This window comes from Brevibacterium permense (genome assembly GCF_013280495.1).
In the GTDB taxonomy this organism is placed as follows: Bacteria; Actinomycetota; Actinomycetes; order Actinomycetales; family Brevibacteriaceae; genus Brevibacterium; species Brevibacterium permense.
This window is the reverse complement of the sequence record NZ_JABSSX010000002.1, coordinates 59,595-83,940: the sequence shown is the minus strand read 5'-3', so window position 1 is coordinate 83,940 and position 24,346 is coordinate 59,595. Positions and strand designations below refer to the sequence as shown.

Genomic DNA, 24,346 nt, shown 5'->3' with positions numbered 1-24,346 from the left:
CCTTCAATGGCCGCGAAAAACCACCACCCCGGTGCGTCATCGGGTCTGCGCTTGGGCACTGTGCTCGGCGCTCCGGTGATTCTGGCATGGTCGTGGTTCCTCGCCGCCATCGTGATCACCATCCTCTTCACCCCGTGGCTCAACCAGGTCCGACCGGATCTGGGCATCGGCGCCTGGTTCGTGGCCTTCGCCTATGCGGTCCTTCTCTTTGCCTCCGTGTTCCTCCACGAACTCGCGCACGGAGTCGCCGGCCAGTTCTACGGGCAGAAGGTCGCCGCGATCGAGCTGAACATCTGGGGCGGATTCACCCGCTTCGAACCGCAGATGGACAACCCGCGCGACAAAGCGGCGATGACGAGCTTCGTCATCTCCATCGTCGGCCCCATCGTCAACATCGTTCTCGCCCTGCTGGGATGGTGGTGTCTCAGTGCGGCGAGCCCCACCTCGGTGCCGTGGCTGCTGCTCATCGCCGTCACCTTCGCCAATGTCGCTCTCGGTGCGATCAACCTGCTGCCGGGCATTCCGCTCGACGGCGGCTGGGCGCTGCAGGCGATCATGTGGCGCATCACCGGATCCCAGTTCCTCGGCACGATCGTGGCCAGCTGGGTCGGCCGGATCATCGCCGTCGGCTTCATCGGCTGGTCGGTCATCACCCCGCTGTTGGCCGGAGAACGACCCGATCCGCTGACCGTGGCCTGGATGTCGCTCATCGCGATCATGCTGTGGTTCTCCGCCGGAGATGCCGCCACCCATGCCAAACGGGCCCGGAAGATGGAGACCTACGACCTCTCCCAGGTCATCCAGCCCGCGATCGCCGCCACCTGGGACGCCGACCTCGCTGACACCCTCGACTATGCGAACACGCTGGGAAACGCGAAGGAACGCACCCTCATCGTCGTCCTCGATCAGAAGGGGCTGCCGTACGGTCTCGTGGACCGGCACGCCGCAGCCGGTCGTCTCGCCGAAACCCTCGAAGCGGTTCCCGCCGGCGAGGTCGCCCGCCCTCTGGCCGGGTGGATCGGAGTGCCGAAGGACATCACGGCCCCGCACCTGCTCGAATCGCTCACCCACCGCCCCAAGGCGCAGTTCAGCCTGGTCATGGACGGCAACACCCTGGTCGGAGTCATCGACCTGCAGGAATTCTTCGACGAACTCCTCGCTGCCTGAGCCGGTTGTGTGAGGCAATCCTCACCAGCGTAGAGTGGACTCATCATGACTCAGCCACTGCATTCCCGGCCCCCGCGCGTTCTGAGCCGCGGAGAGAAGGTCCAGCTCACCGACCCCAAGGGGCGGATGCACACCTTCGTGCTCGCACCGGGTGAGCACTTCCACACGAACAAGGGGCTCATCAGCCACGACGACATCATCGGGCGCACAGAAGGAATCATCGTCGCGAACACCGGGGGAGTCGACTTCCAGGTCTTCCGCCCGCGTTACGAGGATTTCGTGCTCTCCATGCCCCGCGGCGCTGCAGTCGTCTACCCGAAGGATTCGGGACTCATCGTCACCCTCGGCGATATCTTCCCCGGCGCCACCGTGGTCGAAGCCGGCGTCGGATCCGGAGCCCTGTCGATGGCGCTGCTGCGCGCCGTGGGCGCGACGGGATCCGTGCACTCGTTCGAACTGCGTGAGGAATTCGCCACGATCGCGGCCGGAAACATCGCCGACTTCTTCGACGGCGAACCGGAGAACTGGTCCGTCACCGTGGGCGACCTTGCGGATACTCTGCCGCAGACCTTCGGGCCCGGCAGCGTGGACCGCGTCGTCCTCGACATGCTCACTCCCTGGAACACACTCGAGGCCGTCAGCGAAGCGCTGACGCCTGGGGGAATCGTCATCGCGTATGTCGCCACGGTTCCGCAGCTCTCACGCTTCGTCGAAGCCCTGCGCGCTTCCGGCAAGTTCGCCGAACCCGAGTCCATGGAGGCCATGGTCCGCGGCTGGCACGTCGACGGACTCGCCGTCCGGCCCGACCACCGGATGATCGCCCACACCGGGTTCCTCATCCTGGCCCGCCGAATGGCCGACGGCATCAGTCCGCTGGAGAAGAAGAAACGCCCCCAGGGAGCCACCGCGGCCGCCGAGGATGTGGCGGCGTGGACGGAGCCCGAAGTCACCGAGGCGGCGATCGGTACCCGGACCGCGCACGGCAAGAAGCTGCGCCGGGTGATGCGAGACGCCGGCAGGCGCCTGCGCACCGAGCCCGAAGGCTCCGAGAATGCGCAGCCCACAGATGTCACAGGCAGCCCGACCAGCAACAGCACTGGGCCGAAGGAGGATCGATGACAGAGACCACGACCGAAGTGAAGAAGCTGCGCGAGGACACTGCGTCCCTGCGCCAGCAGCTCTACACAGCGGGCAAACGCAATGAAGCACTGTCGAAGACTCTGCGCACGGCCCGTGATGAGCTGAATCGGATCAAGGAAGAGGCTCGGCGCCTGACCGAGCCGCCGAACAACTGGGGCACACTCATCGCGCTGGGCGAGAACGCAGTGACCGCCGATGTCATCGTCGGCGGACGACGCATGCGCGTGGCCGTCGCCCCCGAAATCGAACCCGAGACCCTGCGCGCCGGAGCCGATGTGCTCCTGTCCGAGGGCCTCGTCATCATCGGCACCGGCGAGTTCCCTCCCGTGGGGTCGGTCGTCAACGTCCGTGAGTTCGTCGACTCCCAGCGCATCCTCGTCGGAGCTCCCGGCGATGACGAGCAGGTCTTCACCCTCGCCGCCGGCCTCGTCGACGCAGGACTGCGCGTCGGCGATGCCGTCGTCGTCGACACCCGGACCCATTACGCGCTGCAGGTCGTCGAGAAGCCCGAGGTCTCCTCGCTGCTGCTCGAAGAGGTCCCCGACATCACCTACCAGGACATCGGGGGACTGGCCGACCAGATCGAACAGATCAAAGATGCTGTCGAACTGCCCTTCGAACATCCCGAGCTCTACACCGAACACGGACTCAAACCGCCCAAGGGCATCCTGCTCTACGGCCCTCCCGGCTGCGGAAAGACGCTCATCGCGAAGGCCGTGGCGAACTCCCTGGCAGATCGCACCGGAAAGGTCCGCACGAGCAAGACCTACTTCCTCAACATCAAAGGTCCGGAGCTGCTCGACAAGTACGTCGGCGAGACCGAACGTCAGCTGCGCCTGATCTTCGCCCGGGCACGTGAGAAGGCTTCGGCAGGATTCCCCGTCGTGGTGTTCTTCGACGAGATGGAGTCACTGTTCCGCACCCGCGGCACCGGCAAGTCGTCGGACGTGGAGACGACGATCGTGCCGCAGCTGCTCACCGAGATCGACGGAGTCGAACAGCTCGACAACGTCATCGTCATCGGCGCCTCGAACCGTGAAGACCTCATCGACCCCGCGATCCTGCGCCCCGGCCGACTCGATGTGAAGATCCGCATCGAACGTCCCGACGCCGAAGCCGCCCGAGACATCTTCGAGAAGTACCTCACCGCGGAGCTGCCCCTGCATTCGAGCGTGCTCGCCGGCCACGACACCCCCGCGGAGGCGGTCTCGGCACTCATCGACAGCTGTGTGGAACGGATGTTCGCAGAGACTCCGGAGAATGAATTCGTCGAGGTCAGCTACGCCGACGGGTCGAAGGAGGTCCTCCACTTCTCAGCCTTCGCCTCCGGTGCGATGATCCACAACATCGTCGACCGTGCAAAGAAGGCGGCGATCAAATCGCTGCTCGACACCGGCGAGCGCGGCCTGCGCCCCGGTCACTTCGAGGATGCGATCGCCGAAGAGTTCAGCGAACACGAAGACCTGCCGAACACGACGAACCCCGACGAATGGGCACGGATCTCCGGGCGCAAGGGCGAAAGGGTCACTCATCTGCGGATGATGCACCTCGACACGACCAGTGGAGCCCCGACGGTGCCGTACGAGACCGACGTCGCCGAGGTGCGGCCCAACTCGGACCTCGTCTGAGACGGGTCCGGTAAGAACGACGAGCCGCTTCCGTCAACTGACGGAAGCGGCGGGCTCGTCTCGTTACCGGCCGTGCACAGGGCCGAAGGGGAAGATGCTCAACGGCTGCGCTTGCGGCGGCCCGAACCCCCGGAGACGGCCGTGGCGATGAGACGCCAACCGACCAGAGTGATGAGGTTGAGCGACGTCGCGACGATCATGAAGCTCACCGGCACCGACCCCGGATCGCCGCCGGCTCCGGTGACCCCGCGCAGGACGAGTCCGAGAAGGACGGTGATCGCCCAGACACCGGTTCCCGTGGCCAGCGGAGCGATCGGCCGATCCCAGACGGCCGTGAGCAGCCAGGCGATGACGAGGGCTGCGACGAACGGCCACGCTGTGGTCATCAGCCCCTGCGGATCGAAATTGTGAGAATGTGTGTAATGACCGACGATCGTGAACAGAACCACGAGGATGAGGTCGACGATCAGTGCGATGGGGAGATGAGATTTCTTCGTTGCCACGTCCCCGAGTCTAGACCTTGGAGGAGAATCAGATGCTCAGAGTCAGGCGCGTCATGGGAGCCGAGACGGAGTTCGGCCTCAGTCAGCCGGGCAATCCGCGAGCGAACCCGATGCGGGACTCGGCGCGTGTCGTCGACGCCTATGCCGGACCGCGCGGACTGAAGTCGTCCCAGAACTTCTGGGACTTCGCTACGGAGTCTCCATTGGCCGACGCCCGCGGCTTCTTCATGAACATCGCCGACGCCGACTCCTCTCAGCTGACCCATATTCCGCAGGACGACCTCGAAGCCCAGTACCTGGCGAACGTCGTCACGGAGAACGGCGCCCGCTACTACGTCGACCACGCTCATCCCGAATACTCGTCCCCGGAGGTCCTCACTCCACGCGATATCGTCACCTTCGACCGGGCCGGCGACCTCGTCGCCCTCGAATCGGTGCGGACCCTCGAGAAGAGCGCGGAACCGGTCAATCTGTACAAGAACAACACGGACTCCAAGGGAGCCTCCTACGGCACCCATGAGAACTACCTCGTCGACCGGTCCACGGACTTCGACGGCATCGTCGCCGGCCTCGTCCCGTTCTTCGTCACTCGGCAGATCCTGTGCGGATCCGGACGGGTCGGCATCGGCCGTGATGGCGAGGGCAAGGGTTTCCAGATCTCGTCCCGTGCCGACTTCTTCGAAGCCGAAGTGGGACTCGAGACCACTCTGCGCCGTCCTATCGTCAACACCCGGGACGAACCACATGCCGATCCCGCGAAATACCGCCGGCTGCACGTGATCATCGGCGACGCCACTCTGGCGGAGCCTGCGACGTTCGTCCGCTTCGGTTCGACCTCCCTCGTCCTCGGACTCATCGAGGCCGGACTGGCGCCGCAGATCGAGCTCGCCGATGCCCTGCAGGCGCTGTGGGACGTCAGCCACGACCTCAGCCTCAGCGCTCCGCTCGCGCTGAGCGACGGCACGACGACAACGGCGCTGGAGATCCAAGAAGCCTTCTACTCCGCGTGCCTCGAGCACGCCGATGCCGAGGACGCCGAAACCGCCGAGGTGCTCGCCGAATGGCGCCGATTCCTCGATGGGCTCTCGACCGACCCGAAGACCCTGGCCGACTCCATCGACTGGGTCGCCAAATGGGTGCTGCTCGAGAGCTACCGGTCTCGTGAGGGAATCGACTGGGACCATCCGAAGCTTGCCCTCATCGACGTCCAGTACCACGATGTCCGCCCGGAGAAGGGGCTGTTCCACAAGCTCGAACGTGCCGGCCGCATCCGTCGGATGACCACCGACGCCGAGGTCGAAGCCGCCGTGGTCAACGCACCCGACGGGACCCGCGCGTTCCTGCGCTCCGTGGCGGTCAGCCGCCTCGGCGAGGATCTGGTCGCCGCCAGCTGGGACTCGCTCGTGGTCAACGCGGGAGCCCTCGGTGTGGTGCGGCTGCCCATGCACGAACCGCTCAAAGGCACCCGTGAGCTGCTTGCCGATCGGGTGGAGGGAATCGAGACCGCCGAGGGCCTGCTGAAGGCGCTCGGAGTGGATAGACTGAGTTCGAAGAACGACTGAAGGAGTGTGAGATGAGCTCGCAGGAACAGGTCCAGAGAGACAAATCGTCCGGTGGGGGAGACGCCCCCGTGGATCCGCCGGAGGCCGTGCAGGGACAGATCAACACTCAGAACGTCGATTCCATCCTCGATGAGATCGACGGTGTGCTCGAGTCGAACGCCGAGGAGTTCGTCAAGAACTTCGTGCAGAAGGGCGGCCAATGAGATGGCAGGATTCCCTCCTGCATTCTTGAGTTCGACGAGCAACTCGTTCGTCGAACTCGCCCGCTCCTCGGCGCCCGAAGCGCTTCCGCACCCCAGTGTGCGGGATCTGGCCGAACAGTCGCCGGAAGGCACGACGATCATCTGCTTCCGCACCGCCTCGGGCATCCTCATGGCCGGTGACCGGAGAGCGACGATCGGCAACCTCATCGCATCGCACTCGATGGAGAAGGTCAAAGCCGCCGACGACTACTCCGTCATCGGCATCGCCGGCACTGCCGGGGTCGCACTCGACCTCATCCGGCTCTTCCAACTCGAACTCGAACACTACGAGAAGATCGAAGGCGCCCGTCTCTCGCTCAACGGCAAAGCCAACCGCTTGGCTGCGATGCTGCGGGGAAACCTCGGCCTGGCGATGCAGGGACTCACCGTCGTCCCGCTGTTCGCCGGGGTCGACGAATCCAGGCCGCAGGGCCAGATCTTCAGCTTCGACGTCACCGGCGGAAAGTACGAAGAGCACAGATTCCATTCCATCGGCTCCGGTTCCGGTTTCGCCCGCGGGGCGCTGAAGAAGCTGTGGCGGGCCGACCTCGACCACGAGCAGGCGATTGCGGTGGCCGTCGAAGCCCTCTTCGACGCCTCAGACGACGATTCGGCGACGGGCGGACCGGATTTCGTCCGGCAGATCGCTCCCACGATCTTCACCGTCGACCTCGAGAACGGGGTCACCGAGGTCGAATCGGCCACCGTCTTGGACACCGCCACCGAGGTCGTCGCCCGCCGCACGGCCACCGCCCGGTGATGACTGCGGCACCGTTACCGCGAAAGGATCGTCGATGAGTCAGGCACCGTTCTACGTCTCACCCGAACAGCTGATGAAGGACCGGGCCGACTTCGCCCGCAAGGGCATCGCCCGCGGCCGATCCGTTGTCGTCATGCGCTTCGACGCAGGCATCCTGCTGCTGGCGGAGAACCCATCACCGACGCTGCACAAGATCGCTGAGATCTACGACCGCATCGGCTTCGCCGCGGTCGGCAAGTACAACGAATTCGAGACCCTGCGCCAGGCGGGCGTCCGCTATGCCGACCTGCGCGGATACTCCTACGACCGCACCGACGTCACCGCTCGCGGACTGACGAACGCGTACGCACAGACGCTGGCCGGAGTCTTCACCACCGAGTCGAAGCCCTTCGAGGTCGAACTCGTCGTCGCCGAACTCGGACTCTCACCGGAGACCGACCAGCTCTACCGGCTCAGCTACGACGGATCCGTCATCGACGAGACCGAACATGTGGCCATCGGCGGTCAGGCCGATGCGATCACGGCATCCCTGGCCGGGGTGCGCAGCTCGCAGATGACCCTGCGCGAAGTATTCAACCACGGTGTGACCGCATTGGGAGCCGCGACCCAGACGATCTTGGCCACCGACGCACTCGAGGCAGCCGTCCTCGATCGCACGACGCCGAAGCAGCGGACCTTCCGCCGCCTCGACGACGCGGCGATGAGCGCACTGCGGGAGGACTGAATGGCACGCATCTACGGGCTCGAAACCGAATACGGACTCGCCCACACCGCCGACCCCGAGGGGCGACGCATCGGCCCGGAGGAGATCGCCCGGTATCTCTTCCGTCCCGTCGTCGAATGGGACCGGTCGTCGAACGTATTCCTGCCCAACGGGTCTCGCCTCTACCTCGACGTCGGATCCCACCCGGAGTATGCGACCGCCGAATGCGATGACTTGGGCGACCTGCTCGCCCAGGACCGAGCCGGCGAGGGCCTGATGATCGACCTGCTGGACAAAGCACAGGCCGCCCTCGAGGTCGATGGCATCGGCGGACGCGTGCACATGGTCAAGAACAATACGGACGCCGCAGGCAATTCGTACGGGTCCCACGAGAACTTCCTCATCCGTCGCACCCTCGACTTCAACCGGCTGACCACGGTCCTGTTGCCCTTCCTCGTCTCGCGGCAGCTGCTCGTCGGAGCCGGAGCCGTGATCCCACGCCGTTCGGCCTTCACCCCCGACGAGGAAGCCGACCGCTCGGAGATGATGTTCGGCCTCTCCGCGCGGTCCGACGTCATGTGGGAAGGGCTGTCATCGGCGACGACACGGTCGCGGCCGATCATCAACGCCCGCGACGAACCGCACGCGGATGCGGAGAAGTACCGGCGGCTGCACGTCATCGTCGGTGATTCCTCGATGTCGACGGCCACCTCGGCGCTGAAGATCGGATCCGCAGTCCTCATGCTCGACCTCATCGAACAGGGCGCACGGATCCCGGAGAACGGGCTGCGTCACCCGGTGCGCGATATCAGGCTCGTCGCCCGTGATCTCACGGGACGGGTCGTGCTCGAACGCACCGACGGAACCACGACGACTCCGCTGGGACTGCTCGGCGACTACCGGGACCGGGCTCAGCGGATCGTAGAGTCCGGGGAGCACAGCCTCGGCGATGATGATCTGGCCCACTACGTCATCGACCTGTGGACGCGGATGCTCACCGCCGTCGAATCGCAGGACTTCTCGACTGTGGACACGGAGATCGACTGGGTGATGAAACGCACCCTCATCGAACGCTCGATGCAGCGCGGAATCACGGATATCGCCGATGCGCGCATCCATCGGCTCGACATCGCCTTCCACGACATCACGCCCGCTACGGGACTGTTTCCCAAGCTCGAGGCCGCCGGGTTGGCGAAGAGCCTCGTCCCCGCCGAGGCGGCCGAACGAGCGAAGGACGCACCGCCTGCGAGCACACGGGCGGCGATCCGCGGCGAATTCGTCCGCGCGGCCCATGCGGCCCGTCGCGACTACACCGTCGACTGGGTGCACCTGCGCCTCAACGACGAATCCGGTCGCGCAGTCGCACTCAAGGACCCGTTCGCCACGACTCACCCGCAGGCGGAAACACTCATCGCGGGCCTGTAAGATCGCCCTGTGATTCGGTTGAGCCCCTACCCGGGCGCGGCCTCGGCGTGACGAAAGGAAACCAGTGCGCACCAAAGTGCTCAGCGCCATCGCGGCGGGCCTGTTGCTGCTCTCGGCCTGCGGTCAGGGTGATGAGTCAGAGGACTCGACCACACCTCCGCCGTCGGTAGCCGCTCAGGACGCGAAGTCGACCAGCCTCGACGACATCACCGTCGACGGCAAGATGGGGAAGAAGCCCAAGGTCAGCTTCGAGGCACCGCTGGTCATGGACAAGACCGAGAAGAAGGTGCTGGAAGAGGGCACCGGCGACAAGGTCGCCGACGGCGAGCAGGTCACGGCGCAGATGACGCTGGTCTCCGGGACGACCGGCAAGACCGTCGAATCCAGCTACGATTCGGATTCCGCCGCCGGATTCCCCATGGACAAGTCCCAGATCTCCGAAGACCTCTACAACGCGCTCATCGACGTCAAGGTCGGTTCCCGCGTGATGATGTCGCTCAACGGCAGCGCCCAGCAGGGGGAGGCGTCACAGACGCTCGTCTACGTCATCGACATCGAGGACACGAAGAAGCCGCTGACTCGCGCCGAGGGGGAGAAAGCCGATCAGTCGGACAACCCCGTGACGGTGAAGTGGGCCGACGACGGCGCCCCATCGATCTCGAAGCCGAAAGGCAAGAAACCGACCGAGCTCGAGTCGTACACGACGATCGAAGGCAAAGGCGACGAGGTCAAGAAGGGCCAGAGCGTCGCCGTGAAGTACTCCGGCTGGCTCTGGGACGACACGTCGAAGACCTTCGACTCGAACTGGAAGAAGGACGGAGAGCCCTTCGTCGTCGCCCCGGTCGGCGAGGCTCAGGTCATCGACGGCTGGAACGAGGGGCTCGTCGGTAAGAAGGTCGGCGACCAGGTCGTCCTCGTCGTCCCGCCGGACAAGGGCTACGGCAAACAGGGCAAGGATTCGATCCCAGGGAACTCGACCCTGATCTTCGTCGTCGACATCCTCTCGGCCCAGGGCTGAGAACGTCCGATATCCCAACAGAACCGACACCAGGAGGAACACATGAGCAAGCAGAAGCCCGAAGTCGATTTCCCAGGCGGAGACGCCCCTACCGAGCTCATCATCACCGATGATGTGATCGGCACCGGCGCCGAGGCGGGACCCGGCGACACCGTGAGCGTGCACTACGTCGGAGTCGCCCATTCCACGGGCGAGGAATTCGACGCCTCGTACAACCGCGGCACCCCGCTGGAGTTCCGCCTCGGATCCGGCATGGTCATCTCCGGCTGGGACCAGGGCATCCAGGGCATGAAGGTCGGCGGACGCCGCACCCTGCAGATCCCACCGCACCTGGCGTACGGCGATCAGGGCGCGGGCGGAGTCATCCAGCCCGGAGAGTCGCTGATCTTCGTCTGCGACCTCGAGAACGTGCGCTGAGAATCAGCTGGATGATCAGCACGCGCTGATCCTGCCAGTCGACTGTGGCCGGGTTCTTCGGAACCCGGCCGCATCTGTCTTCTCTGTCTTCGCCGACGCGGAAGGGGATTCTGCGGAGATGAGGCGGTGACCTGTGTTCGACGCGGTCAGCGGCGGACGAGCCCGGCGGCGCAGCGTCCAGCGGCGGCTGCTGCGAGGAACGACGCAGCATCGGCGGGCAGCTTCCTGCCCATCGTCGACAGACGCACAGGTGAAGTGCGCAGAGCTTCCCACAGCCCCGTCAGATCGATGTCGACGAGATCATGCACCCGGAGTCGATGCAGCTGCTCGGCCACGGTCTCGGCGACGACACCGGGATCCGGGTCCATCTCGGCTCGTTCCGCCTCGGCGAGGGTGGAGAAATCGGGTACCGGTACGGTCATCCCCGATCGTGCGATCTCACTCAAGGGCGTCAGCGAATGATGGGAGATGCCGAAATGGCGGCCGCGGGCATCGGCGTTCGACATCCGCAGCAGACCGATCGGATGCCCGCCGAGCAGAGCCGCGGCATTGAGGTGCTCTCCGGTGACCAGCCCCGAATAGCCGTACTTCGTGCCGGTGCCCAGATTCCCAGGGCCCTGAGCGACGATGGTGATATCGGCACCCATCACGTGCTTAGCCGCGAGCAGTCCTGTGTGGATGGTCACCGCTTCAAGATCTCCGCCCCAAGCCTGGCCAGTGCTGATCACGCCCTTAAGCCAGCCGGCGTCCTTGAGCCCGGCGACGGCCTGAGAGAACGGGGCCGGCAGAGCCGCACCATCACTGAGCACATAGGCCACCGACAACGACGGGTCGACGGCGCGGATGCCGGCAGCCACCGCGGGCAGAGCCGAATGCAGATCGGCCACGACCACAGGCATGCCGCCGAGGCTGTCCGCCTCGGCGAGGGTGGAATGATGCTGCGACTCCTGATCGTCGACACCGAGGACCATCGTCTGCAACGGCGAATAGCGGTCCTTGACCAGATGACCGGGGCCGTCCGGGGGATCTGCCGGCAGCGCATCGGGTAGGGCGACGATGAGACCGAAGCCACCGGTGCCCAGGCGCTTCGCCAGAGCCGAGACATTGACGATGACGGTGTCGTGGCTCTGCGGTTGTCCGACGGCATCGGTGTAGGCGACCGCTCGGATGGATCTCGCATCGGTGCCGGGCACGGCCTCGTCCAGTTCGACCTCGACCTCTGTGTATCCTGGCCGGGTGGAGCGAATCGCTGCGACGATTCCTTTGCGCCAATGAATCATGGTCCCAAGACTATCGCCCGGCTTAGGTTACGGTGGAATCGTGAATACACCCCGCACCAGCAGACAGAGACAGCAGACCGAACGTCTGATGAATCTGCTGATCGCCCTGCGCGCTTCCCGCGGCTGGGTGTCGCGCAAAACGCTGATGAGCGCCATCGACGGCTATTCCGGACTCGACGAGGTCGCCTTCGACCGCAAATTCTCTCGCGACAAAGAGCTGCTGCGGCACATGGGCATCACCATCGCCACCCGGGCCGAACACGATGCCTACGGTGATGTGGGAGAGACGGGGTATAGGATCTCGACCGCCGACTACGCGATGGGCGACGTCGATCTCACCCCCGCCGAGGTGGCTGCCGTGACCGTTGCCGCCGCGTTCTGGTCGGAGACCGAGCTCGGGGAGTCCTCGGCTCAGGCGCTGACGAAGCTGCGTGCTCTCGGCATCGACCTCGGCCAGTCCGCGCCCGGACCGGGAGGCGTCGACCCGGGCACCGCCGCGCACCGACTGGCGAGCGCGAACTTCGCCACAGCCCTTCACCACATCAACGCCCGCGAAGCCGTCGGCTTCCGCTACCACAAACCCGGCCAGAGCGTGAGGAAAGTGCGGCTGGAACCCTATGCGCTGCTCAGCCGCGGTGACCGCGTCTACCTCTTCGGCTTCGACCTCGATCGCGAAGCTCGCCGCACCTTCCGGCTCTCCCGTGTGGAGGGAGGGATCGCGAAGCTCAGCGGCCGTGAACCCGGCGACTATGAGATTCCCGAGGACTTCTCCCCGCAGCTGGCCCTGCAGTCGAGTTCCGAAATGGCCGTCGTCGCCGAGGCGACGCTGCGCATCCGTGCCCACCGGGCCGATCCGCTGCGCCGTCGACAGATCCGCAGCGACGGAGACGCCGTGATCATCGGATATTCCGATGTCGAGGGCCTCGCCGCTGAGATCGTCGGCTTCGGGGACGCCGTCGTCGTGGTCGATCCGCCCGACCTCGTGCGTGCCGTCGACCGCCGACGCGAAACGATTCGGGACTCGCTCAACCGCTTGGGAGGCACCAGTGTCCTCAGCGCGTGAACGCCTCACCCGGCTGCTCAGTCTCGTGCCCTACCTCGATGCGCATCCGGGAGCGGACCTCGAAGAAACCGCCGCCTATTTCGGCATCGACTCCGACACCCTCATCGACGATCTGCAGCTGCTCTTCGTCACAGGTCGACCCGGACATATGCCCGATGATCTCATCGACGCGTCCTGGGAAGGCGGGCAGATCTTCATCTCCAACGCCGAAGAGGTCTCCGTGCCCGTGCGGCTCAGCGCCGAGGAAGCAGGCGTCCTCGTGCTCGCGCTCGACATGCTCTCATCCCTGCCCGGACTCGATTCCGACGCCGTGGCCACGGCAGCATCCAAACTGCGTGCAGCGGCAGGAGAGAACCTGCGCACCGCCGTCGATGTCAGCCCCATCGATGCCGACGAAGAGCTGCTGACCGCACTGCGACGGGCTGTCGAAGAAGGCACGGCGATGAGCATCGACTACTACGTCGGCTCCCGCGACGAACTCACGACCCGGACCATCGCCCCGACCCGGCTCGTACCCGGTGCTGACTGGTACGTCGATGCCTGGTGCTACTCGGCCGGAGCACCCCGACGCTTCGCCCTGGGGCGCATCCGTTCCTGGGAACCGGCAGCGCATCCGCCGATGTCGGTCAGTGAATCGACGACGAGCTCTTACGAAGTCACCCTCGGTCTCGCGGCCGCGGGAGCATGGCTGGCAGATGAACTCGACGTGACGAATCGCGAGTACCTCGACGGCGGTGACACGAGCGTACGCATCCGCCTGCTCGTGCATTCGGTGGATTGGCTCAGCCGGTTCCTGCTCTGCCATGCCGATGTCATCACCGAGATCGACGACACCGAAGCCGTTGCGGCCGCCCTGCGCAGGCTCGGCTGAGACGAAGACCGCGCCCGGATGTGGATGAAAGGCTCAGCCGCAGCGCGTAGAATCATCCACAGCATCAACAATCCAAGGAGCTCCCCATGAAACCAAGTTTCGTGCAGATCGCGATCGTGATCCTCATCATCGTGATCATCTTCGGCGCACCCAAACTGCCGCAGCTGGCCCGAAGCCTGGGACAGTCGATGAAGATCTTCAAGTCCGAAGTCAAGGACCTGCGCGACGACGACGAATCCGGCAAGACCACGGAGCCGGGAGCGCTCAACCAGAACTCCTCGACCGATTCCACCACGGCCACCGGTGAAACCACTGGTACCGAGGAGTCGCGGCGAGAGAAGCAGGACCCGCAGTCTCACGAGAAGTGAAAGAGAACAGTCAGCGAAAGCCATCTCGATCACGGAAGAGCAATCCTGAAAAGAAGATGCCCGTCGTCGGGCACCTCGTCGAGTTGCGCAATCGCGTCATCATCTCCGCCATCGCCATCGCTCTGGGCGCGGTAGCAGGCTGGTTCCTCTACGACCCTGTCCTCGACATCCTCCAAGAGCCGATCCGGACGATCCGTGACAACGGCGGACGGATGGCCGAGATCAACTTCGCGGGAGTCGCCTCTCCCTTCGACCTGAAGATCAAGCTCTCGTTCTTCATCGGTCTCTTCCTCTCCTGCCCCATCTGGCTCTATGAGGTCTGGGCCTTCATCGTCCCGGGACTGAAGCGCAAGGAGAAGCTGTACTCACTCGGATTCCTCGGGGCAGCGGTACCGCTGTTCCTGGCCGGGGCGACCATGGCGTTCTTCGCTCTGCCCAATGCGGTGAAGGCACTGACCTCGTTCACCCCCGAGGGCGGCACGAACATCATCCCGGCACAGGACTACCTGAGCTTCGTGATGATCATCATCGTCGTCTTCGGACTCGCATTCGTCCTTCCCGTGCTCATGGTGGGACTCAACATGCTCGGAATCCTGTCGGCGGAGAGGATCAAGAAGTCGTGGCGCATCATCGTCATGCTCGTCTTCCTGTTCGCCGCGATCGCCACCCCGACTCCGGACGCAATGTCCATGTTCTTCCTCGTCATCCCCATGATGACCTTGTTCTGTCTGGCGTGGGTGATCTGTGTCTTCAATGATCGCCGACGTAAGAAGCGCCTCATCGCGCAGGGCCTGTGGGTCGACGAGGACGAACTGACCGACGAAGAGAAGAATGACTGACACTACGCCGCTTTCGACCGATAATTCTGCCGAAGAACCGCTGAGCCCCTCGGCCGCCTACGCCGATTTCAAGGCGCGCGCGGAATTCGCCCGCACTCCCTTGGGACAGTTCATGGAGCGCACCGAGTTCGCCCTCGATGACTTCCAGGTCGAAGCCTGCAGTCATCTGCAGGACGGCGAGGACGTGCTGGTCACAGCGCCGACGGGAGCCGGCAAGACGCTCATCGCGGAGTTCGCTGTGGAGTTGGCCCGCGGCGAGGGCAAACGGGTCTTCTACACGACCCCGATCAAGGCGCTGAGCAATCAGAAGTTCAATGACCTCGCAGAGGTCCATGGGGCGGAGAACGTCGGGCTGCTCACCGGCGACACGTCGATCCGCCGCGATGCGCCGATCATCGTGATGACCACCGAAGTGCTCCGCAATATGCTCTACAACGACGTGTCCGGTCTCTCGGACCTCGGCTTCGTCGTCCTCGACGAAGTCCACTACCTCGCCGACCGGTTCCGCGGACCGGTGTGGGAAGAGGTCATCATCCACCTGCCGGAACGTGTGCAGATGGTGTCTCTGTCGGCGACGGTGTCGAATGTGGAGGAGTTCGGAGCCTGGCTGCGGGAAGTCCGGGGACCGACGACGATCGTTTCGACGAGTCACCGGCCGGTGCCGCTGGTCAATCACGTCCTGGTCGGCCACCGGATGTACGACCTGTTCACGCACAGCGATTCCGACCGCATCGATCCGGCACTCAACCACGCCACTCGCACACACGGGGGACCGCGGTCGAAACGCGCACGTGCCACCCGTGCCCGGTTCCGCCGTCCCAGCCGCACTCAGGTGGTGGCATCTCTCGCCGAGGCGGCCATGCTCCCGGCGATCATGTTCATCTTCTCCCGCAATGGCTGCGATGAAGCCGTCGAACAGTATCTGAGCACGGGCACCGATCTGAACTCTCGGGAGGAGAAGACGATCGTCAATGCCGCCCTCGAATCGCTGCGCGACGATCTCGCCGACGAAGACCTCGGCATCCTCGGCTACCACACCTTCCGTGAGGGTCTGCTGCTCGGAGTTGCCGCGCACCATGCGGGGATGATTCCACAGTTCAAGCAGCTCGTCGAGGAGCTGTTCTCGCAGGGAATCATCAAGGTCGTCTTCGCCACGGAGACGCTGGCGCTGGGCATCAACATGCCTGCGCGCACTGTCGTGCTCGAAAAGCTCGTGAAGTTCAACGGCGAAGCACATGTGATGATCACCCCGGGTGAGTACACCCAGCTGACCGGACGAGCCGGTCGCCGCGGAATCGACCGCATCGGCCATTCGGTCGTGGTCTGGCACCCGACCACCGAGGTCAGCGAACTGGCAGCCTTGGCCTCGAACCGCTCCTACGCACTGAATTCGGCGTTCGGGCCGACCTACAACATGACGGCGAATCTGCTGTCGCGAATGAGTTCGGACGAGGCCGCCAAGGTGCTCGAGACCTCCTTCGCTCAGTTCCAGGCCGATAAGGCCGTCGTCGGCCTGGCGCGGAAGGTGCGCAAGAACGAAGCGACGATCGAGGCGTACGAGAAGTCGATGCACTGCGACCGCGGTGACTTCTCCGAATATGCCGGACTGCGCCGGGCGATCTCGGACACCCAGAAGCAGGAGACTCGGACGAAGTCGCGGAATAAGCAGCGCGACATCGTCGAATCCCTCACCGCTCTCAAGATCGGCGATGTCGTGACGATGCCGGCGAAACGGGTCGGCGGTCGCGCAGTCATCATCTCTCCGATGAGCAACAAGGACGGTGTCTCACGACTTCCCACCGTCCTCACCGAGCAGGGCAAGGTGTGGCATCTGCGACCCCATGAAGTGACCGAACCCGTCGCCTCCCAGGGGCGCGTCCGCGTGCCGAAGAAGTTCAACCACCGGCAGGCAGGCGACCGCAGGCAGCTGCTGTCCATCCTCGAAGCCGCCGTGGCTGACGGCAGGGTCGATGCGGAAGCCCATTGGGAATCGACCCGAGAGCATCAGGGGGAGAGCACCACTGTCGCCGAACTCCAGGCGCAGATGCGTGCACATCCCTGTCACGACTGCCCGGACCGGGAACTGCACGCCCGTTGGGCCAACCGTGCGGACAAGCTCATCCGGGAGAACGATTCGCTCATCGCCCGCATCGAAGGCCGTACCACCTCGATCGCCCTGGTGTTCGACCGGGTCCAGGACGTCCTGCGCGGGCTCGGGTTCGACCCCGAGCACTCGACGATGCTGCGTCGGATCTACGGCGAACGGGATCTCCTGGTGGCGCTGACGATCCGCGCCGGATTGTGGGACAGGCTCAATGAGCCGGAACTTGCGGCCTTCGCATCGATCTTCGTCTTCCAGTCGCGCAGGGACACCCTGACCGCGCATCGGGCGCCGAGCGCCGACCTCAAGGCTGTCTGCGATGAATCGGAGATGATCTGGCGTCGGCTCTTCCACCTCGAAGAACAGCATGCTCTGACCACGACTGACGAACCGGACCGTGGGCTGATCAGACCGATGTACCGGTGGACAGAAGGCAAAACCCTGTCGGAATCACTGCGGGGCAGCGATATCGCCGCCGGTGACTTCGTCAGATGGGCCAAACAGAGCCTCGATCTGCTCGGTCAAGTCGCTGAGGTCATCGATGCGGAGACCGCAGTGCGCGTTCGTCGCACCATCGAAGCCATCCGTCGCGGAGTCGTCGCGGACTCCTGAGCGTCACCGCGTCTGCGCTCTCCGCCGGGGGAGCGCAGACGCAGCGTCATCGTCTCAGCGACGGACCTTCTTGACGATGTTCTCGATATCGGAGCCGAACGCGTTCTCCGTCGTCAGGTAGGTCCACGTAGACGACGGACGTTTGAGTCCGTGCGACTCGAGGTCGATGCCCTCAGCGGTGATCGTCGCTTCCTCGATCGTCGACTTCGAATCGTCGATGACATCGGACCAGAACGATGAGAAGACGCGGATCGACTCGGTGTTGAATGCCTCGTGCGGCTTCTCCCTGGCGAATGTGCGCAGGTGGATGCCCTCACGCAGATCGTTGAGGAAGGCGAGGTGATCGACCCAACGCGCGTCGAGGTGGAAGAGCATGACCTCGCGCAGCACTGAGTCCAGCAGCTCCTCGGAGTGGTCCTGCACGATCTCATCGGCACGGTCGCCGAGCTCCTTGCGCAGCTGCTCGACGGGCTCGTCGTCCTTGCGGATCTCGGCTCGGCGCTCCAGGACGAGCTCGCGCTGTTTGGCCATGAGCTCATTGAAGCGCCAGGTGTCACGATGCAGTGCGGTGTTCTGTCCCTCAGCGATGCGCTGAGCGTGTTCGACGAGGCCGAGCGCGCGCTTGGATTCGATGAGGCCCGTCTCATCACCTTCGGAGACGAAGCGTTGGATCTCCGGAACCCTGGTGACCAGTTCGTCTTCGAGACTGGTGAAGAACACGGACGTGCCGGGATCGCCCTGACGACCCGCGCGACCGCGCAGCTGGTCATCGAGTCGGGACGACGGATAACGACCAGCACCGATGACGAGGAGGCCCCCGGCGTCAGCGACCTCGTCGTCGGCTAGTCGAATGTCCGTTCCGCGTCCGGCCATCTGCGTCGACACCGTCACCGCACCGGGTGCACCGGCTTTCGCGATGATCTCCGCTTCTCGGGAATCGTCCTTGGCGTTGAGGACGGCGACGTCGATTCCGCGTTCGGTCAGCCGTTCGGCCAACGACTCGCTCTCGGCCACCGAGGAGGTTCCGATGAGAACGGGACGGCTGCGAGCATGATGGTCGGCGACCTCTTCGACGATCGCTCGTTCCTTCGACTCCTGATAGGTGAACAGGCGGTCGGGTTCGTCGACGCGGACCACGGGCAGGTGCGTGTCGATGGGCACGATCTCCAGCCCATAGAATTCGCGCAGATCGTCCCCGACGGCCAGGGCGGTGCCGGTCATTCCGCAGACGGTCTGATATCCGTGGATGAGCTCTTCCACCGTCATCTGATCAAGGATCTCACCGCTGTCGGTGGCGTCGAGGCTCTCCTTGGCTTCGACCGCGGCTTGGAGTCCGTCCGGCCAGCGCTGGAGTTCAGCGACGCGGCCTCGGGACGAGGAGATGAGTTTGATCCGTCCATCGACGACGAGATAGTCGACATCGCGTCTGACCAGCGCCCGGGCGTGGAGTGCCAAGTTGACGGCGGCCAGAGTCTCGGAGTCCTCTCCGAAGAGTTCGACGTCGAGTTCCTCCTCCACCCGGTCGACCCCGGCGTCGGTGAGTGAGACGGCATGCCTGTCGGCGCTGACCTCATAGTCGGTGTCCGGGCTGAGCCGGGACACGAGCGCTGCGATCGCGGCGTCGGTGTCCTGGACACTGGAAGAACCGGCGAGGACGAGCGGCACACGCGCCTCGTCGATGAGCACGGAGTCGGCCTCATCGACGATGACGACATCGCGTTCGGGAACCCGCTGATCGGCATCCTCGGTGAGGAACCGGTCACGGAGGACATCGAAGCCGACCTCGGTGACGGAGGCGTAGACGACCTCGGAGCGGTAGGCTTCACGGCGTTCGTCGTCGCGCTGCGCACCGGAGATCGCGGCTGACTTCACTCCGAGGAGGTCGAACAGGGGCTTCATCCAGTTGCGGTCACGGACGGCGAGGTAGTCGTTGACGCTGACGACGTGCACGCGTCGCCCCTGCAGTGCGTAGCCGGCTGCGGCCAGCGCACCGACGAGAGTCTTGCCCTCACCGGTGGCCATCTGCACGATGCTGCCCTGCAGCAGGCCGATGAGTCCGCGAAGCTGTGTGTCATAGGCGCGTTCGTCCAGAACCCGCTCACCGGCTTCGCGCGCCAGAGCGCAGTAGCGGATGAGCGTCTGCTGCTGGGTGCCCGAAGCGAAGACCTCGCCGGCGGCCTCCGTGAGTTCGGCATCGCTGAGCTCGGAGAATTCGCGCCCGGCCGCGTCCAGATCGTCGACGGCGCGCTCGAACCAACCTGTCGTCTTCTCCGCATGAGAGCCGGGTCGGTTGAGCAGGCGAGAAAAGAATCCCATTGTCGTCCTTCGTCGTTTGTACGTCGGTGTCGAGTCTAGCGTTCAGCAGATGGGCCACGAACCGTCGACGACGGCCTCGGCGTTGCCCTTCTTCCGCAGCCATGCCTGCAGCCCTGCCGACTGTGAGTGCTTCCAATCGGCCTGTGCGGCCATGATCTCGTCGTTGCTCATCGCGGAGATTTCCGTCGACTTTTCGGCCAATGCTCGGGAAATGTCCAGAGCGGCCAGAGCGTCGGCGGCAGCATCATGGGCGTCGAGGAGTTCGACGCGGTAGGTCTTCGCCGTCTCGATGAGCGTCCGTTTGCCCTTGCGGTAGGGATCGATGTGCTTGTCGACGACGAAGGTGTCGATGATCGTCGGGATGATCGAGGGGAAATCGATGTCCGGGCGGTGGCGGGCCACCTCGGCGGCCATCACACTGAGGTCGTAGACGACGTTGTGCCCCACGATGACGGCGCCTTCTTCCCTCAGCGCTGCGAATTCTGCACACAGCTCGCTGATGACTTGGGTGGCGGTCGCTCCGTTGGCCTGAGCGAATTCGGTGGTGATGCCGTGGACCGCTCGCGCCGATTCGGGAATCTCGATCCCCGGATCGGCCAGCCACGTCCGCACCTGATCCGCCGAATCGACGAAGGCGGCGGTGACGATGCGCGCGGTCGCCGGTTCGACTCCGGTGGTCTCGAGGTCGAAGCCGACGAGCCGCGACTGAGGCCACGAACCGGCGTTCCCGCTCCGGGCCTTCGACTCAGTTGACTCGGCAGACTTGGGTGGCGGGGACGCTGCCGCTGTGCGTCCAGGTGCCGCGGAGTGTGCGGGTGCCGAATCGGCGGTTCCCGACACGGAATCGAGAGCACTGGTGAGATTGTCGACGGAGCGGCGGATGTTCTGCCCCTCGGCCGCAGCCTCGACCGCGTCGCGGTCGAAGCTGTTCGGGACGGTGTCGAGGTCGATGCCGTGATCGACATCGGTCAGGCAACGCATAACCTCCAGAGTCTTGTACAGACTCTCCTCGACCTCGATGATCGTCGCGGCTCGCTTCGGACTGAGCCCGCCGGTCTTCACCCCGGCCTTGGCGGCCTTGACGATCGACTCGAGGGAGCCGAAGTTCTCCAGCAGGGTCGCGGCGGTCTTCTCCCCGATGCCAGGTGCTCCGGGAAGCCCGTCGGACGGATCGCCGCGCAGAGCGGCGAGCTCGCGATAGCGGGCGCCGTCGGGCACTCCGTAGGCGGTCGGCAGGTCGGTCTGCGCCACGGCTTCCCACTCGCCGCCTTTCCGAGGGCGCAGAACACTGACTTCGGCGGACGAGTCGAGCAGAGCCAACAGATCACGGTCGGGGGAGACGATGACCACCGGGGTTCTCGACTGGGCGGCCATCGTGGCGATGACGTCATCGGCTTCGGTCCCGGCCACCTCGGCGATCGGAATCCCCGCGGCCGTGAGGACGCGGTTCATGATCGGCAGCTGCACGGCCAGCTCCGGTGGGATCTCCGTACCGGCTTCCTCATCCTTGACGCGTGCCGCCTTGTACTCGGGCATGATCGCGGTGCGGAAGGCCGGACGCCAATCCGCGTCCATCGTCGCGATCACACGATCGGTGTCGAACCGGCGCACCATCTGGGCAACAGTGTCGAGCACCCCTCGAACGGCGTTGACCGGGTGACCGTCGGCATTGACGATCGAATCCGGCACCGAATAGAAGGCACGGTAGTACAGGGCTGGAGTATCGAGCAGAACCAAGGGCTTCACATCAGGTGACGATACCCGACCCTCCTGACACAGGTGTAGCCGCAACGGCCGACGGTGTAGCCTGTCGGCTGTGACTATGTACTTTGGTGGAGATGTTTACAGCAGTGTCGACCCGTTTGCGACGGCGCTGGGGTATGCGGACGGAAAGGTCTCGTTCATCGGTTCCGATGAAGCGGCCAAGGCTCTGGACCCGGAGGCGATCGACCTCGGTGAGGACTTCCTCACCCCGGGCTTCGTCCATGCCGGGCTGATCGTGGACGACTCGGCCCCGTCGGCCGCCGACCTGTACGCACAGGGGTTCACCCATGTGCACGCGATCGGCACCGCCGAGGCGGTCTCCCGTTTCGCCGCCGACGCCCCGGAGGCGCTGTCGATCGTCGACTACCCGCAGCTGGACTCCGGTTCTGCCGGGACCCGTCGCGCCTCGATCACCGCCGCTGACCTGCTCGGACTCGAGAAGCTGCCGGCACTGAGCCTCTTCATCCTCGTCGCCTCGGACGACCAGCTCACCGAGGTGCTCGAGACCCTGCGGGCCGATGCCGCTCATGCCCAACGCCACGGGTACCGTCTGCGCCTGGACTTCTCCGTTCCGGATGAGCAGGTTCAGGCCCTCGGCCGCAGCGGAATCGCCATCACCCTCGACCCGGCTCGCCGGCAGCCCTCGGCTCAGCTGCTCGCAGCAGGGGCGCAGGTGTCCTTCAGCCATTCCGAGACCTCGCCTTGGGCAGGAGTGCGGGATGCCGTCGTCGGCGACGGAGGAATCGGCGCCCGTGCGGCCTTCAACGCTGCGACCCGCTTCGCCCACCGTGCGGCCGGTAATCCCGAAGGCGGAGTGCTCGCCCCCGGTGCCGATGCCGATATCGTGCGCTGGAAGGTCGAACGGCTCGTCGTCCAGGTCGCCGACCCGCGCGTCGCAGCCTGGAGCACCGATCCGCGGTCGGGTACACCGGGGCTGCCCGAATTGTCTCCCGATGTGGCGCTGCCCACCCGGGTGGAACTCTGATCTGAAACCGATGCTTCGGCCTGTCCAGCCGACACGCCGATGGGCTGAGAATTTCGGTTTCTCAATTAAACCTCTGACCTGCAGTTTCAGCCATCAGCCCAGGTCACAGCGATTTTGCAAAGTCTCTGTGGGCCATTAGATTCGACGTGAACATTCCGCTTGAAGTGGGATGGAGTCGGCACTCCCGTCAATAGATAACTCGCTGCCGTGGCAGCGTGGTCCGAAGGCGGGGGTGTCGACTCATTGTCTGGGGCGACTAGCGCGTATCGTGGAGTCCGTGCTTTCCAAGATTCTTGTCGTCATCCCCACTTTCAACGAACGTCTGGCCCTCCCCGTAACATTGGCCGGACTGTTCGAACAGCAGCCCGAAGTCGACGTCCTCATCGTCGACGACAGCTCTCCCGATGGAACCGGCGAGTGGGCCGATGAGCAGGCTGGGCTGGATCCCCGCATCAACGTCCTCCACCGCAGCGAGAAGTCGGGCCTCGGAATGGCCTATATCGCTGGATTCGAATGGGCATTGGACCGCGACTACGAGATCATCTGCGAGTTCGATGCTGACGGTTCTCACCGCTCCCTCGACCTGGGGCAGCTGCTCGGCGCCGCGGCAGAAGGACGAGGGGACCTCATCATCGGCTCACGGTGGGTGCCAGGCGGAGAGATCGTCGATTGGCCGAAGTCGAGATACTTCCTCTCCCGCGGCGCGAACGTCTACGTCAACGCGGTCGTGGGTCTGGGAGTCAAAGATGCGACCGCCGGTTTCCGTGCATACAACCGCGCTGTGCTCGAGGCACTCGATCTCACCGATGTGCAGTCGCAGGGATACTGCTTCCAGATCGACATGACCTACCGGACCGTGGAGGCCGGATTCCGTGTCGCCGAGGTGCCCATCGTCTTCGTCGAACGCGAGCTCGGTGAATCGAAGATGAGCGGCTCGATCATCACCGAAGCGTTCACGAAGGTCGCTGGCTGGGGGCTGAGTCGCCGCCGCAGTCAGCTGCGCCGCCTGTTGACCCGCTCCAACTAATCCCTATTGCTACCTGACGGCGGCCCAGCAACCTGGCGCGAGGTTGCTGGGCCGCCGTCAGGTAGCAATAAGGGGTGCAGGTCTGTTGACCTGCACCCCTTAAGAATTCCTGTTGCGGCTACTTCAGCTCTGGGCCGGAACCTCACCGCGACGGATTGCGAGGCGCTCGTCGAGGAGCACCTGGAGTTCGTCGAAGGATCGGCGTTCCAGAAGCATGTCCCAGTGGGAGCGCACATGCTTGACGGGCTCGCCATCGGGTTCGTTGACTCCGACGCGGACACCGATGCCGTGGATTCCCGAGTCCCAGGTCGAGGGGACCTCGGCTTCGATGGAGAACGGCACCTTGAACCGGGTCCCGTCTTCGCATTCGAATTCGACCATCTGGCGGGGTGCCGGCTCGACGCCCTCTTCGGTTTCGAGGCTGCGCGAGCCCAACTGTGTTCCGCGGAGACTGCGTTCGCTCATATCTAAGACCTTCCGACTCGACTGCACACCTTGGACGCAATGCAACAGTCTACCGTGCTCGAATATTCCTCACCGACCGGGAGGCATCCA

At 64.7% G+C, this 24,346-nt stretch carries 22 protein-coding genes; 17 read left to right on the top strand and 5 right to left on the bottom strand.

Annotated features, from left to right (window positions below):
- Window positions 1-6: 6 nt before the first annotated feature.
- Genes HK353_RS03230 through arc form a run of 3 tightly spaced genes read left to right on the top strand, consistent with a single transcriptional unit; the run spans window position 7 to window position 3,935 of the window.
- Window positions 7-1,167: a site-2 protease family protein gene (locus HK353_RS03230; protein ID WP_173152266.1), complete on the top strand. Its 1,161-nt coding sequence runs from the start codon at window positions 7-9 to the stop codon at window positions 1,165-1,167.
- A 45-nt stretch (window positions 1,168-1,212) separates the two neighbouring features.
- A complete protein-coding gene (locus tag HK353_RS03225; RefSeq protein WP_173152263.1) occupies window positions 1,213-2,286 on the top strand; it encodes a tRNA (adenine-N1)-methyltransferase in 1,074 nt (357 codons plus the stop codon).
- On the top strand, window positions 2,283-3,935 hold the full coding sequence (gene arc, locus HK353_RS03220; RefSeq protein WP_173152260.1) for a proteasome ATPase: 1,653 nt from the start codon (window positions 2,283-2,285) through the stop codon (window positions 3,933-3,935). Before HK353_RS03225 ends, arc begins: the two co-directional genes overlap by 4 nt.
- Window positions 3,936-4,033: 98 nt before the next feature.
- Here arc and HK353_RS03215 read toward each other — a convergent pair whose 3' ends face one another.
- Window positions 4,034-4,438, bottom strand: a complete 405-nt coding sequence (locus HK353_RS03215; protein ID WP_173152246.1) for a DUF3054 family protein — start codon at window positions 4,436-4,438, stop codon at window positions 4,034-4,036.
- A gap of 32 nt (window positions 4,439-4,470) precedes the next feature.
- On the opposite strand from HK353_RS03215, the gene dop reads away from it, so the two are divergent.
- The 7 genes from dop to HK353_RS03180 all read left to right on the top strand — a co-directional run bounded on the left by dop (window position 4,471) and on the right by HK353_RS03180 (window position 10,565).
- Entirely contained in the window at window positions 4,471-6,000 is a 1,530-nt protein-coding gene (gene dop / locus HK353_RS03210; RefSeq protein ID WP_173152243.1) for a depupylase/deamidase Dop, read from the top strand.
- Between the two features lie 11 nt (window positions 6,001-6,011).
- Entirely contained in the window at window positions 6,012-6,203 is a 192-nt protein-coding gene (locus tag HK353_RS03205; RefSeq protein ID WP_025778371.1) for a ubiquitin-like protein Pup, read from the top strand.
- 1 nt (window position 6,204) lies between these two features.
- Window positions 6,205-7,002: a proteasome subunit beta gene (prcB, locus tag HK353_RS03200; protein ID WP_173152241.1), complete on the top strand. Its 798-nt coding sequence runs from the start codon at window positions 6,205-6,207 to the stop codon at window positions 7,000-7,002.
- A gap of 34 nt (window positions 7,003-7,036) precedes the next feature.
- Window positions 7,037-7,726, top strand: coding sequence for a proteasome subunit alpha (gene prcA, locus HK353_RS03195; protein ID WP_173152238.1), 690 nt, complete (start codon window positions 7,037-7,039; stop codon window positions 7,724-7,726).
- Complete coding sequence (gene pafA, locus HK353_RS03190) at window positions 7,727-9,130, top strand: Pup--protein ligase (protein ID WP_173152235.1); 1,404 nt, start codon at window positions 7,727-7,729, stop codon at window positions 9,128-9,130. It abuts the gene before it with no gap.
- Between the two features lie 64 nt (window positions 9,131-9,194).
- Window positions 9,195-10,148: an FKBP-type peptidyl-prolyl cis-trans isomerase gene (locus tag HK353_RS03185; protein WP_342589796.1), complete on the top strand. Its 954-nt coding sequence runs from the start codon at window positions 9,195-9,197 to the stop codon at window positions 10,146-10,148.
- Between the two features lie 42 nt (window positions 10,149-10,190).
- Entirely contained in the window at window positions 10,191-10,565 is a 375-nt protein-coding gene (locus HK353_RS03180) for an FKBP-type peptidyl-prolyl cis-trans isomerase (RefSeq protein WP_025778366.1), read from the top strand.
- Window positions 10,566-10,711: 146 nt separating this feature from the next.
- Here HK353_RS03180 and HK353_RS03175 read toward each other — a convergent pair whose 3' ends face one another.
- Window positions 10,712-11,845, bottom strand: a complete 1,134-nt coding sequence (locus HK353_RS03175; RefSeq protein ID WP_173152232.1) for a DUF3866 family protein — start codon at window positions 11,843-11,845, stop codon at window positions 10,712-10,714.
- Between the two features lie 40 nt (window positions 11,846-11,885).
- Between HK353_RS03175 and HK353_RS03170 the strand changes: the two genes are divergently transcribed.
- From HK353_RS03170 to HK353_RS03150, 5 genes are all read left to right on the top strand, one after another.
- Window positions 11,886-12,908 carry a helix-turn-helix transcriptional regulator gene (locus HK353_RS03170; protein ID WP_342589795.1) on the top strand — a complete coding sequence of 341 codons (1,023 nt, stop codon included), beginning with the start codon at window positions 11,886-11,888 and terminating at the stop codon, window positions 12,906-12,908.
- Window positions 12,892-13,779, top strand: a complete 888-nt coding sequence (locus tag HK353_RS17390) for a WYL domain-containing protein (RefSeq protein WP_173152229.1) — start codon at window positions 12,892-12,894, stop codon at window positions 13,777-13,779. Before HK353_RS03170 ends, HK353_RS17390 begins: the two co-directional genes overlap by 17 nt.
- A gap of 86 nt (window positions 13,780-13,865) precedes the next feature.
- On the top strand, window positions 13,866-14,147 hold the full coding sequence (gene tatA / locus HK353_RS03160; RefSeq protein ID WP_101544196.1) for a Sec-independent protein translocase subunit TatA: 282 nt from the start codon (window positions 13,866-13,868) through the stop codon (window positions 14,145-14,147).
- 56 nt (window positions 14,148-14,203) lie between these two features.
- A complete protein-coding gene (tatC, locus tag HK353_RS03155) occupies window positions 14,204-14,986 on the top strand; it encodes a twin-arginine translocase subunit TatC (protein ID WP_173152226.1) in 783 nt (260 codons plus the stop codon).
- Entirely contained in the window at window positions 14,979-17,699 is a 2,721-nt protein-coding gene (locus HK353_RS03150; protein WP_173152223.1) for a DEAD/DEAH box helicase, read from the top strand. The genes tatC and HK353_RS03150 overlap by 8 nt, the downstream gene beginning before the upstream one ends.
- Before the next feature lie 54 nt (window positions 17,700-17,753).
- Here HK353_RS03150 and secA2 read toward each other — a convergent pair whose 3' ends face one another.
- On the bottom strand, window positions 17,754-20,015 hold the full coding sequence (gene secA2 / locus HK353_RS03145; RefSeq protein ID WP_173152220.1) for an accessory Sec system translocase SecA2: 2,262 nt from the start codon (window positions 20,013-20,015) through the stop codon (window positions 17,754-17,756).
- A 42-nt stretch (window positions 20,016-20,057) separates the two neighbouring features.
- The gene (locus HK353_RS03140; protein ID WP_342589794.1) at window positions 20,058-21,761 is read right to left on the bottom strand and encodes a 5'-3' exonuclease H3TH domain-containing protein; all 1,704 of its coding nucleotides are present in this window, start codon (window positions 21,759-21,761) and stop codon (window positions 20,058-20,060) included.
- Between the two features lie 76 nt (window positions 21,762-21,837).
- On the opposite strand from HK353_RS03140, the gene HK353_RS03135 reads away from it, so the two are divergent.
- Window positions 21,838-22,764 (top strand): amidohydrolase family protein, encoded by a 927-nt coding sequence (locus HK353_RS03135; RefSeq protein WP_173153192.1) that lies wholly within the window; start codon window positions 21,838-21,840, stop codon window positions 22,762-22,764.
- A 277-nt stretch (window positions 22,765-23,041) separates the two neighbouring features.
- Complete coding sequence (locus HK353_RS03130) at window positions 23,042-23,791, top strand: polyprenol monophosphomannose synthase (protein ID WP_342589793.1); 750 nt, start codon at window positions 23,042-23,044, stop codon at window positions 23,789-23,791.
- Window positions 23,792-23,914: 123 nt separating this feature from the next.
- On the opposite strand, the gene HK353_RS03125 is transcribed toward HK353_RS03130, so the two are convergent.
- A complete protein-coding gene (locus tag HK353_RS03125) occupies window positions 23,915-24,256 on the bottom strand; it encodes an RNA polymerase-binding protein RbpA (protein WP_098731087.1) in 342 nt (113 codons plus the stop codon).
- Window positions 24,257-24,346 lie beyond the last annotated feature (90 nt).

Coding starts and splice junctions, on each gene's coding strand:
- secA2 (WP_173152220.1), bottom strand. CDS start 20,015: ATGGGATTCTTTTCTCGCCTGCTCAACCGACCCGGCTCTCATGCGGAG.
- arc (WP_173152260.1), top strand. CDS start 2,283: ATGACAGAGACCACGACCGAAGTGAAGAAGCTGCGCGAGGACACTGCG.
- HK353_RS03205 (WP_025778371.1), top strand. CDS start 6,012: ATGAGCTCGCAGGAACAGGTCCAGAGAGACAAATCGTCCGGTGGGGGA.
- HK353_RS03150 (WP_173152223.1), top strand. CDS start 14,979: ATGACTGACACTACGCCGCTTTCGACCGATAATTCTGCCGAAGAACCG.
- prcB (WP_173152241.1), top strand. CDS start 6,205: ATGGCAGGATTCCCTCCTGCATTCTTGAGTTCGACGAGCAACTCGTTC.
- tatC (WP_173152226.1), top strand. CDS start 14,204: ATGCCCGTCGTCGGGCACCTCGTCGAGTTGCGCAATCGCGTCATCATC.
- HK353_RS03180 (WP_025778366.1), top strand. CDS start 10,191: ATGAGCAAGCAGAAGCCCGAAGTCGATTTCCCAGGCGGAGACGCCCCT.
- HK353_RS03225 (WP_173152263.1), top strand. CDS start 1,213: ATGACTCAGCCACTGCATTCCCGGCCCCCGCGCGTTCTGAGCCGCGGA.
- pafA (WP_173152235.1), top strand. CDS start 7,727: ATGGCACGCATCTACGGGCTCGAAACCGAATACGGACTCGCCCACACC.
- HK353_RS03230 (WP_173152266.1), top strand. CDS start 7: ATGGCCGCGAAAAACCACCACCCCGGTGCGTCATCGGGTCTGCGCTTG.
- dop (WP_173152243.1), top strand. CDS start 4,471: ATGCTCAGAGTCAGGCGCGTCATGGGAGCCGAGACGGAGTTCGGCCTC.
- HK353_RS03175 (WP_173152232.1), bottom strand. CDS start 11,845: ATGATTCATTGGCGCAAAGGAATCGTCGCAGCGATTCGCTCCACCCGG.
- tatA (WP_101544196.1), top strand. CDS start 13,866: ATGAAACCAAGTTTCGTGCAGATCGCGATCGTGATCCTCATCATCGTG.
- HK353_RS03125 (WP_098731087.1), bottom strand. CDS start 24,256: ATGAGCGAACGCAGTCTCCGCGGAACACAGTTGGGCTCGCGCAGCCTC.
- HK353_RS03135 (WP_173153192.1), top strand. CDS start 21,838: ATGTACTTTGGTGGAGATGTTTACAGCAGTGTCGACCCGTTTGCGACG.
- prcA (WP_173152238.1), top strand. CDS start 7,037: ATGAGTCAGGCACCGTTCTACGTCTCACCCGAACAGCTGATGAAGGAC.